The sequence below is a fragment of the Methanospirillum lacunae genome (genome assembly GCF_003173355.1).
Taxonomy (GTDB): Archaea; Halobacteriota; Methanomicrobia; order Methanomicrobiales; family Methanospirillaceae; genus Methanospirillum; species Methanospirillum lacunae.
The window spans coordinates 99,812-114,491 of record NZ_QGMY01000007.1 but is presented as its reverse complement, the minus strand read 5'-3'; the positions used below and the strand labels follow the sequence as shown (position 1 = coordinate 114,491).

Annotated in this window: 13 protein-coding genes; 3 read left to right on the top strand and 10 right to left on the bottom strand. The window is 45.8% G+C overall.

Translation table 11 applies throughout. The annotated features are described in order from the left end of the window. Positions 1-50 precede the first annotated feature (50 nt). From DK846_RS08560 to DK846_RS08545, 4 genes are read right to left on the bottom strand one after another with little or no spacing between them, the layout of a single operon-like run. Positions 51-482 (bottom strand): CS domain-containing protein, encoded by a 432-nt coding sequence (locus DK846_RS08560; RefSeq protein WP_109968522.1) that lies wholly within the window; start codon positions 480-482, stop codon positions 51-53. Beyond that, the gene (locus tag DK846_RS08555; protein ID WP_181391691.1) at positions 463-1,092 is read right to left on the bottom strand and encodes an ArsR/SmtB family transcription factor; all 630 of its coding nucleotides are present in this window, start codon (positions 1,090-1,092) and stop codon (positions 463-465) included. The genes DK846_RS08560 and DK846_RS08555 overlap by 20 nt, the downstream gene beginning before the upstream one ends. Positions 1,093-1,139: 47 nt before the next feature. Continuing rightward, on the bottom strand, positions 1,140-2,600 hold the full coding sequence (guaB, locus tag DK846_RS08550; RefSeq protein ID WP_109968520.1) for an IMP dehydrogenase: 1,461 nt from the start codon (positions 2,598-2,600) through the stop codon (positions 1,140-1,142). Positions 2,601-2,602: 2 nt separating this feature from the next. Further along, positions 2,603-3,289 carry a (5-formylfuran-3-yl)methyl phosphate synthase gene (locus tag DK846_RS08545; protein WP_109968519.1) on the bottom strand — a complete coding sequence of 229 codons (687 nt, stop codon included), beginning with the start codon at positions 3,287-3,289 and terminating at the stop codon, positions 2,603-2,605. Between the two features lie 42 nt (positions 3,290-3,331). Here DK846_RS08545 and DK846_RS08540 point away from each other — a divergent pair, with 42 nt between their 5' ends. Together DK846_RS08540 and tmk are read left to right on the top strand one after the other, a co-directional pair. Further along, a complete protein-coding gene (locus DK846_RS08540) occupies positions 3,332-4,003 on the top strand; it encodes a HisA/HisF-related TIM barrel protein (protein ID WP_109968518.1) in 672 nt (223 codons plus the stop codon). Continuing rightward, the gene (gene tmk / locus DK846_RS08535; RefSeq protein WP_109968823.1) at positions 3,997-4,605 is read left to right on the top strand and encodes a dTMP kinase; all 609 of its coding nucleotides are present in this window, start codon (positions 3,997-3,999) and stop codon (positions 4,603-4,605) included. Before DK846_RS08540 ends, tmk begins: the two co-directional genes overlap by 7 nt. Here the strand turns inward: tmk and DK846_RS08530 are convergent. The 4 genes from DK846_RS08530 to DK846_RS08515 all read right to left on the bottom strand — a co-directional run bounded on the left by DK846_RS08530 (position 4,571) and on the right by DK846_RS08515 (position 11,942). Continuing rightward, a complete protein-coding gene (locus DK846_RS08530) occupies positions 4,571-6,319 on the bottom strand; it encodes a hypothetical protein (protein WP_109968517.1) in 1,749 nt (582 codons plus the stop codon). The two genes, tmk and DK846_RS08530, sit on opposite strands and share 35 nt — an antisense overlap. Before the next feature lie 132 nt (positions 6,320-6,451). Further along, entirely contained in the window at positions 6,452-8,083 is a 1,632-nt protein-coding gene (locus DK846_RS08525; RefSeq protein WP_109968516.1) for a hypothetical protein, read from the bottom strand. A 99-nt stretch (positions 8,084-8,182) separates the two neighbouring features. After that, complete coding sequence (locus tag DK846_RS08520) at positions 8,183-10,780, bottom strand: valine--tRNA ligase (protein ID WP_109968515.1); 2,598 nt, start codon at positions 10,778-10,780, stop codon at positions 8,183-8,185. 85 nt (positions 10,781-10,865) lie between these two features. Further along, complete coding sequence (locus DK846_RS08515; RefSeq protein ID WP_109968514.1) at positions 10,866-11,942, bottom strand: tetratricopeptide repeat protein; 1,077 nt, start codon at positions 11,940-11,942, stop codon at positions 10,866-10,868. An 88-nt stretch (positions 11,943-12,030) separates the two neighbouring features. On the opposite strand from DK846_RS08515, the gene DK846_RS08510 reads away from it, so the two are divergent. After that, the gene (locus tag DK846_RS08510; RefSeq protein WP_109968513.1) at positions 12,031-13,233 is read left to right on the top strand and encodes a TIGR00297 family protein; all 1,203 of its coding nucleotides are present in this window, start codon (positions 12,031-12,033) and stop codon (positions 13,231-13,233) included. Positions 13,234-13,240: 7 nt separating this feature from the next. On the opposite strand, the gene DK846_RS08505 is transcribed toward DK846_RS08510, so the two are convergent. After that, positions 13,241-14,086 carry a hypothetical protein gene (locus tag DK846_RS08505; RefSeq protein WP_109968512.1) on the bottom strand — a complete coding sequence of 282 codons (846 nt, stop codon included), beginning with the start codon at positions 14,084-14,086 and terminating at the stop codon, positions 13,241-13,243. Between the two features lie 2 nt (positions 14,087-14,088). Then, the gene (locus tag DK846_RS08500) at positions 14,089-14,679 is read right to left on the bottom strand and encodes a pyruvate kinase alpha/beta domain-containing protein (protein WP_109968511.1); all 591 of its coding nucleotides are present in this window, start codon (positions 14,677-14,679) and stop codon (positions 14,089-14,091) included. Position 14,680 lies beyond the last annotated feature (1 nt).

The window sequence follows — 14,680 nt, the reverse complement described above, 5'->3', positions numbered from 1 at the left end:
CTGTTGATAACAGATGAGTTCTCTCGAGGCAGGTGTCAAGGAAAAATAGATTATTCGGTGATATCCGCTGGGATAACAGCCTTTGTGAGAGTGATATCCACAACCCCGTTCATGATGGTATAAGTACATGATTCAGGGATGATCTGAAATGATAGGTCAATTGGTGCCCGGGCTCCTCCTGCAGTGATAAATACCTTATCCAAATCAAATTCTATCTCTGGAAGTGCAGAGAGTGATGATGGGAGTGCGATGGTCAGGAATGCAACCTCATCTGCATCCACAATCTCGTACCCTACTTCGAACGGCTTTCTGAGTGGGATCTCCTGATCAGTAGATCCGCTGGTGATGATGGCACACCCGATGATATGGGGTGCTTCAAACTCATTGTCTCCGGGGTAGCGCATATTCTGGTCGAGACCTGTGACCTGCTCGATCAACCGGGCAAGGTTTTTCATCAGGTCATCATAAGGGTTGTTCGGCATAATTTCCTCTCAGTCGATAACTCGATCCTGTTCTGCATGCGATTCCCTGTTCAACAAGCGCTTCTATGACTTCTTCCACGGTAGAGGCATCGAGATCTGTCAGATGTGATATCTCCTCTATGGTCCGTGCGCCATGGGCAAGTGCCACCGCGACCATAAGCCCGGTATCTCCATTCCCGGCAAGACGACCCTGTCTGAGTGCTTCACTAATCTGCTGGTCGATCTCCCGTTCCAGTTCTTCCAGCCGCAATGTAAGTTGCTGCCTTGAAGAGATCATCTGCCAGAGTTTGAGTAAGGAGATGATAAACTTCTGATCCTCGCTTAGGACGAGGGGGATGAGACCCTGCTCTCTGTCGAGATGTACCTGAATATTGATATCATGTGCCAGATAGTAATACTTCCTCCGTTTTTCATCATGTCTGAACGAGAGGATACTGGCCTCTTCAAGCATCTGGAGATGATCTATCACAGCCTTGGGTGATATCATAAGTTTTTCTGATATCTCAGTGACAAAGCAGGGCTTATCTCTGATTAAATCTATAATGCGCCTGCGATTCCGATTTCCCAGAATATCCAGCAGCAGGGAGAGTTCTGCCTGGTCTTCACTCACTAACGTATAGTTAGTGATACTCTAATAAAAAGAATGTGGGGATCTGATCAGATGCGGTAGTTTGGAGCCTCATCAGTAATTGTGATATTGTGGGGGTGGCTCTCGAGGTACCCTGCCTGGGTGATCCTGATAAATTTCGTCTTTTCGTGCATCTCCTGAATGTTTGCCGAGCCGGTGTATCCCATCGCCGACTTGAGCCCGCCAATCATCTGGTAGATAACCTCCTGAACAGGACCTACGTAAGGAGTGACACCTTCAACCCCCTCAGGCACGAACTTTGTCCGTCCTATCTCCTTCTTCTGGAAGTACCGGTCACTGGAGACTCCGCTGCTCATCACACCAAGCGATCCCATACCTCTATATTGCTTATATTTGCGTCCCTGAATTGTGACTAATGAGCCGGGTGCTTCATCGGTGCCGGCAAACATGTTGCCCATCATCACCGAGTCTGCCCCTGCTGCTATAGCCTTGGCAACATCTCCGCTGTACCTGATACCACCGTCTGCGATAACCGGGACACCGGCAGGTGCGGCAATCTCGGCAACCTGGGCAATTGCAGTAATTTGCGGAACGCCCACACCTGCGACCACCCGCGTCGTACAGATGGAACCCGGGCCGATTCCAACCTTTAGTCCGTCGATAGTATCAGTAAGAGCCTCTGCGGCTGATCTGGTAGCGATATTGCCTGCGACCACGTCGCATGAAAGGCTTGCTTTGATATCTTTAACACCCTTTACCACATTCAGGTTGTGTCCATGTGCACAGTCCACAACGATTGCATCAACGCCCGCATCTGCTAACATTGATGCTCTGTTTTGATCAAAGGGTCCCACTGCTGCTGCAACCCTGAGGTTACCGTTATCATCTCGTACAGCTCCAGGGAACTGGCTCTTCTCCAGAAGTTCCTGCATTGAGATGATCCCTATAAGACTCTTATCTTTGCCAACAACCGGGAGCCGTTCAACCTTACGGGAATACATCAGATCAAAAGCCTCGTCAAGCGTGATCTCTTCGGTTGCGACCAGAGGCTCGTGAGTCATGATAGAGGAAACCTTCTCCGAACCTCGACGGCTTGCAATCGCCCTGATGTCACGGCGGCTTACAATACCGATAACCTTGCCATCATCGACAACAGGGACCCCTCCGATTCCGTGGAGCATCATAAGACGTTCCACCTCGGTAACTGTAACCCCCGGTCCGACAGTCAGTACATCCCGTTCGATGATCTCTGCTTCCCTCTTGACGGCCTTGACCTCTTCAACTTCCTGTTCTGCCGACATATTCCGGTGGATGACTGATATCCCACCTGCACGGGCCAGTGCGATGGCCATTGTCGAGGTGCTGACTGTATCCATTGCAGCACTCACGAGTGGAATGTTGAGAGAAATATTGCGTGAGAATCTCGTACTGACCGATGTCTGATCAGGTTCAACCTCAGATGCTGCAGGCTCGAGCAGAACATCGTCGAACGTGAGTCCTTTTGGGGCGTCTAGTTTTTCAAGATACATTTTCAGTGAACCATACTGACAGCTTTCATAACCAATTCTTCTCTGACAGTTGACCTTCGGTCACCGCCACAGACCATCCCCCTCACTCCAATAATATCCGGGTTGATCCGTTTGAGGGTATCAAGGTCTTCGAATTTGAGTGATCCGGCGAGAGCAGTCTTCATCCCGTGCTCACGGTTCATAATGGTAAACCTGGTCAGATCTGCTTCATTCATGAATTCAAAGGTTGATTTTCCATCTTTAATCCCGGTATCAACCATGGAAACATCTGCTCCTGCATCTGCTGCGATGGGAACCAGGTCGAATGGAGAAAGAGTCTCAAGACGTTTCCAGTCTGAGTATGCAGCAATAACAACAGTTTTCTCGGGATAGGTATCTTTCACTGCTCTTACAACTGCTTTTATCAATTCGCGGGCTTCTTCTTTCCCGTCAAACATCAGGCCTATCTTAATGTAATCAGCACCTGCCGCAGCAGCACCAAGAGCAGTAAGCGCAGCTCCTCCTGGTTTATAATCAAAATCGCCTATTGCTGCACTGACCGGTTTATGGGTGAGGTCCTTGATTGCCCGGATTATCCAGGGAAAAGAAGCACCGAGCGATCCCTCCTCAGGGCGTTTTACGTCAACAATATCGGCAGCAAGGGCCATTTTGGCTTCTTCTATGCTGGCCGGGCTGACTAATAACTGCATACATTTTATGCAACTGGTATCTAAATAGTGATTACGTTTGATATGGACCTAATCCTTGCAGCAGACTTGAAAAGTGGCAAAATCGTCCATGGAAAGAGTGGCAGACGGGACGAGTACAGGCCCGTTCAGACCCCTCTTGCCTCAACTGCCGAACCGATACGCTATCTGCAGGAAATTAGACCGCGGTATCTGTACATCGCTGACCTTGATCGGATCACTGATGCCGGTAACCATGATCTTCTTATACCGGATCTGGCAGGACTGGTGGATTCCCTCTATCTCGATCGGGGGTGCCGATCTCCTGACGATATGTTGGACTGTCCTGGAGTGAAAAACATCGTTGGGACCGAAACTGTAGGATCTGATCTCTCTGCATTCAGAGGAGGATTTCTCTCGGTAGATATGAAAGAAGGGCTTGTAGTTCCCGGTGGAGAAGATCCTGCTCAAATTCTTGATGCTGCAAAATCCTGGTCATTTGACGGGTGTATCCTTCTTGATATAGGGGGTGTGGGAACAAGGCGTGGGCTCGATCGCCCAACCCTTGAACGTTTTAGGGTTGCATATCAGGGCCGTCTTTTCTGGGGAGGTGGTGTTTCAGGTATGGAGGATCTTACCCTTCTTGCCAGTTGTGGGTTTGATGGTGCCATCATTGCGACTGCTCTTCATAGCGGGGCTATCCCGCTTATTATGATACGGGAAGGATGCCTGTGCTGATTACACTCGAAGGAATTGATGGATGTGGAAAAAGCAGCCTTCATGAGGCACTCGCCGTCAGTCTAAGCGATCTTTTTCCAGTGATGACACGGGAACCTGGTGCTACCTGGATTGGTGATCAGGTACGGCGTGCAATTGCAGAACAGGCAGATCCGATTGCAGAAGCCCTCCTCTTTGTGGCTGATCATGCAGCCCATCTCCGTGAAGTAGTCAGGCCTGCTCTGTCAGAAGGAAGACTAGTAATTTCGGACCGGTATATTGACAGCAGATTTGCCTACCAGGAAGTTTCGCTTTCGGGTTGTCTTTCTGATCCTGCGGGGTGGCTTTATTCTGTGCATAATGGCTGGACGGTCATCCCGGATCTCACATTTCTTCTGGTTCTGTCAGTGGATACCGCCCTTGGGAGGACAAAGAACAGAATATCTGCAGAACATTTTGAGAAGGCAGATGTTCTTGCTCGGGTTCAGGAAAATTATCTTTCACGTGCAAGGGCAGAGCCATGGCGATTTGTGATTGTTGATGGGGCACTTGCTCCTGAAGTTATCCTGAATTTTGTTACTGCTGAAATCAGGAAGAGGGTACTTGGGAAGAAACTCCCCTAACCTGATACGGAATAACGCGATAATCACCGGATATTAATACCGGCTCCCCTTTTTTTGCCTTCGTGACCAGCCATGCCTTTCCGGTTGGCTGGGTTTTTTGATCCAATTCTGATACCCTGTCCCCTAGCCAGAACTTGAGGGTGAAATATACCATCTGATCCCATCCATCCGTCTCTGATGAAGTATCCCAAAGGATACTCATATCCTCACCTGGGAGATTATTAATTGCCTGGCATAAGGGAAGCGGGGCTCCGAAACTTCTGGCAGACTGTATTTCCCAAGTTGTAATTACAAAAGAACTGAAAAGAGTAAGCAGAATTATCAGCATAAGAAACGGAATAATCCCCTTTTGGAATTTAATGACACCTGCACAGAGAATAATTAAAAGCCCACCAATACCTAAAGTGAGTATGGCAATCATATTTCCAGCAATCAGGGAATAAAGATAAAATATGGCTGCATTATTGTTTGGTTGGTGAGCGAAGGGAAGCATTACTGCCCAAGTAATAATGACGGTGATAATAAGGTAAACAAGAGCAGGTTTCAGGTAATTTAAAAAATCTCCGGCTTGAGTTAGTCGGGTGAGTCCGATGATCCCTCCAATGATAATGAGGGGTATGATAGCATCAACATATCTTCCACAGATTGAGTATTCATATGAAAGATTGCACATATGGGCTAACGTGAATAAGAACAAGATAATTGAGAAGATAGAACAATAAAGAAGAACTGGTATACTCCCTTTACCTGCGTCTGGCTCCTGCTGCCCTGGTGAATCAATTTGGAATATCGGTCTAATGAGTGAGTATCCTGCAATAATTGCTAATATAGGGAATATAATGAATGAACCAAGCAGAAGGTAGTCAATATGTTGCATAAAGACGTATACCAGGTGGCCGGGATCACGGGTCAAAACCTCGGTTATCAGAGTAATGTAGTAATCAGTACTATATCCTGATGGAAGCGAACCTTTCATCAATAACTGATCGAAAACCCAGATCAGGAAAAGCAACAATCCTGGACCTACAATAAAAATTATTTTTTTCTTAATCGCCTCTGTAAATTGAAAATGTCCAGTCTTAAACATCCAGCCTAGTGTCAACACCAGAGCTATGATCATGGAGATACCGGTTGCACGGGTGAAGTAGAGAAGGAAAATTGATAATCCTGCAAGAATATCCCAGAATCCTGGTTTATCTGTTGACAGAGATTCTTTTACAAACAAGACTGAAAAAAGAGTCAGGGGAATGAACAGAGCCTCACTCATGAGGACATATGTATTCATGGTAACTGCAGGAAGGAGTGCAACAATCACCGAACCTGAAAATGCAATTCCTTTTGACGTTACTGATTTTAGAAGGTAATATGCAGGGAAAATAATACTTGTTGTCAATATGGCATTGATACCCAGCATATAATGGTATACAACATACTTATCCGGACTGAAGAAATATGCGAGGCTGGCAATAAATGAATATCCGGGTGAGAAGGGCCCTTCGGGATATTGAATATGAGAAGTGAGCAAAACCCCGTTATAGATTTCTCTTGCAATGGTATCATACGCTAGTTCGTCTGCGAAGATCTGTGGGCTTACTATCAATCCTGATAACAGGATTCTGATACCTGCAATGACCCCAAAGAGACAAAGCAGAATAATGAACGAACTTCTCTCGACTAAATGAGAGAAATGACTACTGGGTGTCGGTTCTGGCATATCTATCGTCGTTACAAGAGATACGTTATTTATAGCAATATATTGTTCCGATGCAAGTGTTGGGATCACCCTTAAAACGCTGCAAAGTGAAGAGGATGGCAGGATAATTCTGTAGTGACCCAAAAAAATGTTTTAAGAACTTGTTAGCAAATGGAATTTTTCAAAGATTCTTGAAAATCCAATGCTTACTGTTCCAAGTTTTTCTCGCCAGTTATTTGGAACTTCACTGATAGAAGTACTGTTCAGCGAGTCGTACTGAAGAACTGAGTAATATTGTAAGTCATTGAAACGATCAGGGGGATGTGAAGCAACGAATGAATAGAAGTTTACATTATCATCACTTCGGACAATTAATGTCAATGGCCTTTCTGATAGTCTTTGGTTTTCAAACCATTGAATATTTGAGAGATCAATGAAGGGTGTTAGAACTCCCACATATTCAACAGCCCTCACCTTTACACGCTCATTAGAGAGATAGGTGATGAGATTGGCATCCCAGAAGTTCGAAAAAGCATGGGTGATACCATTATCCTCCATTGTTTGAATTAAGGAGTACTGATTTTCATTTGGTGTAGCAGGAATTGTGAGTACAAGGCCTGTGAGCATTACCAGATTAAGGGTAATCAGGATAAGCAAAAGCAGCTGCATAATGTGTATTTGAGTATTAAATTTGAAAATTAGCAGAACTGCAATGATATATAGGAGTATTGGGATCTGACTTATGTACGGCCATGCATCCATCTCTGAAAACAGGATGATTATGACCATTGTACAAATAATTGATGAGATGAAAAAGGTTACCAACCCTTTTTCATCGTTTTGAAAATTTGATCTTTTTACAAATAATGCAAGTATAAGCAAAATTCCAACAATTGTGGTAATGATTATGATTCCCGGAATAAGAGTGGAATAGAAAAAATCAGGTACCAGATATGTCTGAAAAAGGAGAGTAAATTTAGCAAAATCCCCTTCTGTTCGTGAAAATAATTTAAACGAGAAATCTGCATACTCATAGAGCATAGGGTTGAAATATTTAATAAAATGGGTAATTATTGAGACTAAAACGCAGACACCCACGAATAAAGTTCTAGGTTGAAACCTGGTATTCCATGAGAAGAAATACATTACAACCAACGGTGCTACAAACCAGATAACCAGTAATGAGTCTGAAAGGGTAACAAGTGCCAAAATACTGATTGGGACTATTATTCTTGGGAATGAATCCCATTTTTTTGTAAAGGTAAGATATACCAGGATTCCAAAGAAAAAAACTGTGGAGTTATGGAAAACCGGTAAAAGAAATTTACTTGCATAATAATACGTGGAATCCCGAATCGCTTGAGAAGGACATGAGGAGACCATTAATGCTATGAATACCAATATCGCGATTTTATTTTTTACATATGAATAGAGGATAAGCGAGAAGATCAGAATGATGCAGATAAAAATAAAAAATCCTGATACTTTTAGAGCCAGAGGATTGAAATTTGACAAAATTTGGGGGATGAGGTAAAAACATATATCTTCAATGACGTTTGGATCAGGAGCGGGGAGCACCATATCCTGCAACAATCCATTCTGATGTCGCCACATCTCCATTGCAATAATTCCGGGCAAAACAGTATCTGATGTCAGGGGCTGGAAAACTGCAATTATAAATTTATAGAAAAGCCCGATAGCACAACAGATACCTAAATACCCTGCCAGCAGTGCTTGTGCATGAGTTTTAAAAAAAGAAATCATGTTATTTTTCCAGATCATCATAAAAACCACAACATTCCATCAAATTTTTCTTGTTCTATTGTCTAATGTGTTAAATTTGATCTGAAAAAATGTTGAGATATCGATTGATATAAATTCTGGTTACTCTTTCTGTTCAACGGTTATAATAAGGTCATCCTGGGCTGTAATAATCTCAACTGCTGCACCAGCTACAGTGTAGGACATCTTGGGGATTACTGATCCCTCAGGTACTGCTATCTCTTCTCCTCCCACCATAATGGACTTTGGCAGCACACCTAGTTGATCCTTTGGCAGTGCTTCGATTGCCTGCATGAAACCCTTCGCCTGACCACGGAGTGCCGGACCAATGATTCCCATGTTGAAGGAGACACCAGTGGTAACCTGCCTGAGTTCAGGCTTTCCTGCCATGTACTTCAGTGTACAGTTCAGGGCCAGACTTCCATCGCCTGCATCGTCGATCAGGTCCGTTGCATATACTGTTACTGTCCCGAGAGGGGCATTTAACGCAAGATTCTTGTCATGTTTGTATCTTCGGACCTCATTAACAATCCGAACAAGCATCTGCCCATCAGCGAGTGCCTGTGGATCTGTATAAGAGAAATCAACCCAATGCTGTTTATGGACCGAGCCCTCAAACGCTGCCGACCAGATTTCTTCGGCAAAGTAAGGCGTGTACGGGGCCATCATTCTGCAGAGGCTGTTTAATGCAGTCTGTATAGCAACACAGGCCCCGTCCCTGCCGCTGCCCCCGTATAATCTCCCTTTAACGATTTCAATGTAGTTGTCTGCGAGGACATCCCATGCAAACTCTCTGATCATACGAAGTCCCCTATCAAACTGGTATGTTTCAAAAGCATCAGAGACATCACGGACTGTCTGATCGAGCCTGACTAAGAGCCAGCGGTCAGCAAGGGCGGTAATTGGTGCTTTTTCATTATAAGGTTCGCGTGATAGTTGCATCAGGGCGAACCGGGAGATGTTCCACATCTTTGTCAGGAACCTGTTGGCAGCAACAACATCATTCCAATTGAACTGAATATCAGATCCAGTTGCAGCGCCTGCAGCAGCCCATTGGCGCAGAGAATCTGCACCATACTGGCTCAGGATCTCTTCAGGAACAGTAACATTCCCCCGGCTTTTACTCATCTTAAAGCCGTCTTCACCAAGCACCATTCCGTTGACCAGGATTTGGTCCCATGGTCTTCCGCCTACAAGTGAAACTGCCCGGAGAATTGTATAAAATGCCCATGTCCTGATGATGTCATGTCCCTGAGGTCTGATCTGGGCAGGGAAAAGTGGTGGCTTTTTCTGACTACCATCCCAGCCGGTTACATGAAGGACTGATATTGATGAGTCCATCCAGGTATCAAGGACATCAGTTTCAGCAGCAAACGAGGTGCTGCCGCATTTGGGACAGGGTTTTTTTGGTTTGTCAACGGTTGGATCAACCGGAAGGTCTGCCTCTTCAGGGATTATGATTTCGCCACAGTCCTTACAGAACCAGATAGGAATTGGAGTGGCAAAGAGTCGCTGGCGGGAGATACACCAGTCCCATTCCATCTGCTCGATCCAGTTTTCCATCCGCAGGAACATATGCTCTGGATACCATTTCACCTCTTTAGCAGCTTTCAGCGCTGCTTCGTGTGGAATTTTAACAAACCACTGATTTTCAGACAGGATCTCAATGGGAGTTTTGCATCTCCAACATGTGCCGACCCTCTGTTCAAGCGGTTGTTGTCTGATGAGGATCCCCTGCTCCTGCATCTCGGCAAGGATTGCTTTTCTGCAATCCCCTGATGTCATACCAACATATTTCCCTGCAATGTCGGTCATTTTCCCTGTCTTGTCGATGGCCTTACGCAGGGGGAGATTGTGAGTTCTCCACCAGAGAACATCCTGCTTGTCACCAAAAGTACAGATCATGACCGCACCAGATCCAAAGGCAGGGTCTACAGCCTCATCGGTGATGATCGGAACCTCATGCCCAAAGAGAGGAACCTTCAGGGTTTTTCCTCCTTTTCCTGAGTATCGATCATCTGTTGGGTGAACCGCTACGGCAACACATGCTGCAAGAAGTTCGGGCCTGGTTGTTGCTATTTCGATACCGTCAAAGTTGAAAAAATTCAGAGACGTGGTCCGATCACTATAATTGACCTCAGCAAATGCTATCGCAGTCTCGCAACGTGGACAGAAATTAACCGGATGATTGCTCTGGTAAATCTGGCCGGCTTTAAACATTCGTAAAAATGAGAGCTGGGTTTTGCCGTAATAGTACGGCATCATGGTGATGTATTCGTGCGACCAGTCTATTGAGAACGCCATGCGACGCATAGATGCACGCATCTTCTCAATGTTACCAATTGTGAGAGCGCGGCACATCTCCCGAAACTGCTGGCGGGGGACATCATTTTTAGTGATTTTATGTGTCTCTTCTACCTTGACCTCGGTTGGAAGGCCGTGACAGTCCCACCCCTGTGGGAACATCACGTTATATCCTTTCATCCTCTTGTATCTGGCGAGAAAATCGATGTAGCACCAGTTAAAGGCGTTACCTATATGGAATTCTCCTGTCGGATATGGCGGGGGTGTATCAATGACAAATTGAGGTTTATCTGAGTTCTCTTGAAAGTAATGGTCTTCTTCCTTCCAGATTTTCTGCCATCGCGCCTCAACCTCGCGATAATCATAATTTTTGGGAAGTGGATCGGACAAGGGCATTTCTTATCCGTTTGTGGGCGATGGGTAATGTATCTGATGGAATGTCTTTCAAACAGAAAATATTAGATATGAAAAATGTGTTCCCTTATGCCATCGCTCCGCCAGCTGTACAATGAACATTACCGTCAATGTTTGAGATGTATAATTTACTCTGCATACTACGGGCTGTTGCGATTGCATTTTCGGCTTCCGCGTTGCGCCCTACTTTTCTAAGAGCCCCTCCATAACTGATATAAATATCAGCACCTGAAACCCCCTGGGCAATTGCCTTCTCATATGCAGTAATCGCGTCATTATTATTGTCAGATTTTAAGAGCACATCTCCGTACTCTTTCCAGACCAATGGCTGTGATGCATCAATATCCAGTGACTTCTTGAATGCTACTGCAGACTCATTCACCTGTTTTAGTCCTAAATCTGCTCTGGCTGTCCCGGCCCATGCCCCTGGGTTGGACGGTTCCATGACAAGTGACTGGTTGAATGCTACAAGAGATTCCTCATACTTCTTTAACTGAACGAGAGCTCCCCCATATGAATTCAACACATCTGTGTCCTGTTTTAAGGATAGAGACTGATTATATGCATTCTTGGCCTCTTCCCATCGTGAAAGGCCCACGAGAATATCACCATACTTTGCCAGAATCTGTGGATCAGAACCAGATTTCTGGATAGCACTCTTGTAAGACGCTGCAGCGTAATCATAAAGTCCTAGATTGTAAAATGCATTTCCCTGTTTAATGAGACCCTGAAGATCCAGACTATCTGATTTGGCATCAACCTTCACATCAGTCGGTGTCTGTGGGGTATCATCTACTCCTTTAAATACAGCATTTTCAGGAACAATTTTTCCAAAGGAGTAGGTGACTGTCGCTCCGGGAAGGGTGCATACACAAAGCGGATAAAAAAAACTCATTCTTGTGTATGAGTATGAAGGGTTTACTTCTGAAGATGAGTTTCCATCTCCAAAGTCCCATTTGACTGAGTCGCAGCTCTCCCCTCCGGGAAGGGAGAACTGAACTTTAAGTGGTATCTTTCCCTCATTTGGATAAAATGAGGGTGTCGCTGTGGTGATTGCAGTAGAGAGGATAAGCATAGTCAGGGACGCGAGAAGACACCTGCCTAACAGGTGGCCATCGCGGATTAACCTGCGTTCAGTATTCATTGAGTGGTACCGTTAGAGGTATCTGGATAAAGGGTTTCTATCGTCTGATCCTGATACCTTCATCTGATGTATCCTCCAATTATGTACTATGATAATACCGGGGAGATGGCAGGCATTCATTGCCGCTATTGCCCTTACTCTGCTTGCACCCCATATGCCCCCTGGAATGGCAGGTTTTTTCCTGATTCTTACCTCTGCGTTCATCTGTGTCAGAATGAATGATCTTGCCCTTCCGGTTGCCCTGTTCATTCTGGGAGTTCTCAGTTTCTTCGGGTTTGTGCCGGCATTTGTTCTCTGTGCAACAGTCTTGATTGTAGCAACCCGTGAACTCATATTTTTCTATTCTGGTGGGAGGCCTGTTGAGTATGCACTCGCCCTGATTGGCGGCCTGCTGGTTACTGCCCTCGTAATTTTTTACATGACTGCAGGGACATGGCTTTCAGCGGTTGTGGGGGTGACTGTCGCAATCCTGCTGTATGCCATCTTGCAGAAGAAATCCTATGCAATAACCGGTGAACTGATCGGAGTTGCATTGGCTATGTTACTTTTAGAAAATCTTGAGTTCCAGGCTGATCTCCCGCTGGTTGCGACTGCAGCCTTCATCTCATTCGGGTTCGCATATTTTGCATACCGTCTGAAGACCGCTGATATTGCCGGCCTCTTTTCTGCAGCACTTGTGGGAATTCTGCTCATCGTATTTGCCGGGATTTCATGGTTTATGATCATGCTTGCGTTCTTTATCCTGGGCGCTGCAGCGACCCGGTACCAGATGGAATACAAAAAGAGCCTTCATGTTGAGCAGGAAAGTGGAGGCGTCAGGGGGTATGTCAACGTCTTTGCTAACGGGCTGGTTTCGGTAGTTGCGGCTGTCTGTTTTGGCGTGTCTCATCACCCAGTCTTCATCGCTGTTTACCTCGGGAGTGTGGCAACCGCTGCTTCTGATACTGTTGCAGGAGAGATCGGTGTCTGTTCAGGACGCCCGTACCTCATAACCACATTAAAGCCTGTAGATGAAGGAACAAACGGAGGAGTATCCCTCACTGGGGAGATTGCAGGTCTTTTTGCTGCTGCATTCATTGGTGCATGTGCTGTCCTTCTGGGTGTTGCTGATATACCGGTGTTTATTGCGTGTGTGGCTGGAGGATTTATCGGTGCAAATATCGACAGTCTCATTGGAGAAATTTTAGAGAACAAAAAAGTGATTGGGAACGCAGGAACAAACTTTTTGGCGACCCTTGGGGGAGGAGTGGTAACAGCTCTTTTATGGGTGGTCCTTATCCCTGCGTTTTAACATTTTTTCAATACTTATACCATCGTCCTTTTTCGTCATACTCCCCTGTTTGAGGTATAACCGGACTTGGAACTGAAAGGGCAGAAAGGTAGCACTGCTGTTTGTATACAATGAAAAATGGCACCAGAATTATCAGACTGACCCCAATTGTTATCGCGGTCACGACAAGTCCGTCATAACCGAGGATATGCTGCCAGTCTGAAAGACTAAATCCAGCAAAGATCTTCTGCTGCTCTGCGGCCCCAAGGTTAATGTACTCGGTGAACTTATCCGAAAGAATCATTCCCCATACTGTAGCCAGAATGGTTCCCACTACTCCTGCACTTATCAGACTGACAACAAAGCAGGTAATTACCATGAAGATAGAGCGTGAGGCAATCATCATGCTCTGTTTCAATGATGCAAATACGGCAAGTCCCTCCGAGACTGCCACATTGTCAGCAAAAAAGGCAAAGATCATAACCGGGATCGTAATTCCTATGAATAATCCTGCAATCATGGATGGATCGGAGTGCCCTGATATTGCAAAGGGGATACTGAAGAGAATCAGGAGTAGGATGATTATCGCAGCGGCTATTATTGCTGGAAGCAGAATAGGGAAAAAGAACTTGACTGCAGATCTTCCGAAAAGAGATATGGTATACTCCCCGCTTTTCATGCAACCGAGTGCACCTGCTACAAAGAAGGGAAATATAACAGCCCCGAGAAAGATCATTTTTCCTGCGATGAATTCCCCTCCAGAGAAAGCGAGCCAAATGAATGCAGTAGCTAAGGCCCCTGCATATAATCCTGGCAACCAGAGTACCGGTTTACTGAGCAGGCTGATTGTATCAGCAAAAGGTCTTCCTGACATGTTCACCGCTCCCGCGGCATAGCAACAATTTCCCGAACCTGAAGGTCAAAGAATCGGCTGGTATGTGAAGGTTTAATCACACAAACCGTATCCACTCCGCTGGCTTTTCCACCAAGTGCTATTACCTCTTCATTCACTGGGATGGCTCCCTGATCAGCAGCGATGAGCGTACACTCAACTGCGACTTTGAGACCTATTGCAATTATCCGTCTGAGTGCTTCGGCAACTGCCTCACTCCGGGATCCCCCACCAATTTTAGGTGATGATGAGAACGCGCGTTCAAGACCTGAAAGCACATGTGTCCCGGTGATGATCTTCACCCCTTGCTCTCTGAGTTCATCTGCGATTGTACTGTCAAACTCCCAGACACCAGGGCTTGAGAACCCGACGACATGAGAGACCACAATCAGGGATATTTCGGTTCCCCGCAGAGTATCTGCAGCAGTTTTAGCGGTCTCGCCACTGGTGCTTGGCACAATCAGATATCGTATTCCAAGTTCTTTTGCCCGCTCAGTAGCAATCCTGAGGGCATCCTGGGTGTTCCCGCTACCGGGTTTATCAAAATACCAGATCTTTTTGGTAGAGTACCCCATA

Coding starts and splice junctions, on each gene's coding strand:
- DK846_RS08500 (WP_109968511.1), bottom strand. CDS start 14,679: ATGGGGTACTCTACCAAAAAGATCTGGTATTTTGATAAACCCGGTAGC.
- guaB (WP_109968520.1), bottom strand. CDS start 2,600: ATGTATCTTGAAAAACTAGACGCCCCAAAAGGACTCACGTTCGACGAT.
- DK846_RS08560 (WP_109968522.1), bottom strand. CDS start 482: ATGCCGAACAACCCTTATGATGACCTGATGAAAAACCTTGCCCGGTTG.
- DK846_RS08505 (WP_109968512.1), bottom strand. CDS start 14,086: ATGTCAGGAAGACCTTTTGCTGATACAATCAGCCTGCTCAGTAAACCG.
- DK846_RS08520 (WP_109968515.1), bottom strand. CDS start 10,780: ATGCCCTTGTCCGATCCACTTCCCAAAAATTATGATTATCGCGAGGTT.
- DK846_RS08525 (WP_109968516.1), bottom strand. CDS start 8,083: ATGATGATCTGGAAAAATAACATGATTTCTTTTTTTAAAACTCATGCA.
- DK846_RS08545 (WP_109968519.1), bottom strand. CDS start 3,289: ATGCAGTTATTAGTCAGCCCGGCCAGCATAGAAGAAGCCAAAATGGCC.
- DK846_RS08510 (WP_109968513.1), top strand. CDS start 12,031: ATGATAATACCGGGGAGATGGCAGGCATTCATTGCCGCTATTGCCCTT.
- DK846_RS08540 (WP_109968518.1), top strand. CDS start 3,332: ATGGACCTAATCCTTGCAGCAGACTTGAAAAGTGGCAAAATCGTCCAT.
- DK846_RS08515 (WP_109968514.1), bottom strand. CDS start 11,942: ATGAATACTGAACGCAGGTTAATCCGCGATGGCCACCTGTTAGGCAGG.
- DK846_RS08530 (WP_109968517.1), bottom strand. CDS start 6,319: ATGCCAGAACCGACACCCAGTAGTCATTTCTCTCATTTAGTCGAGAGA.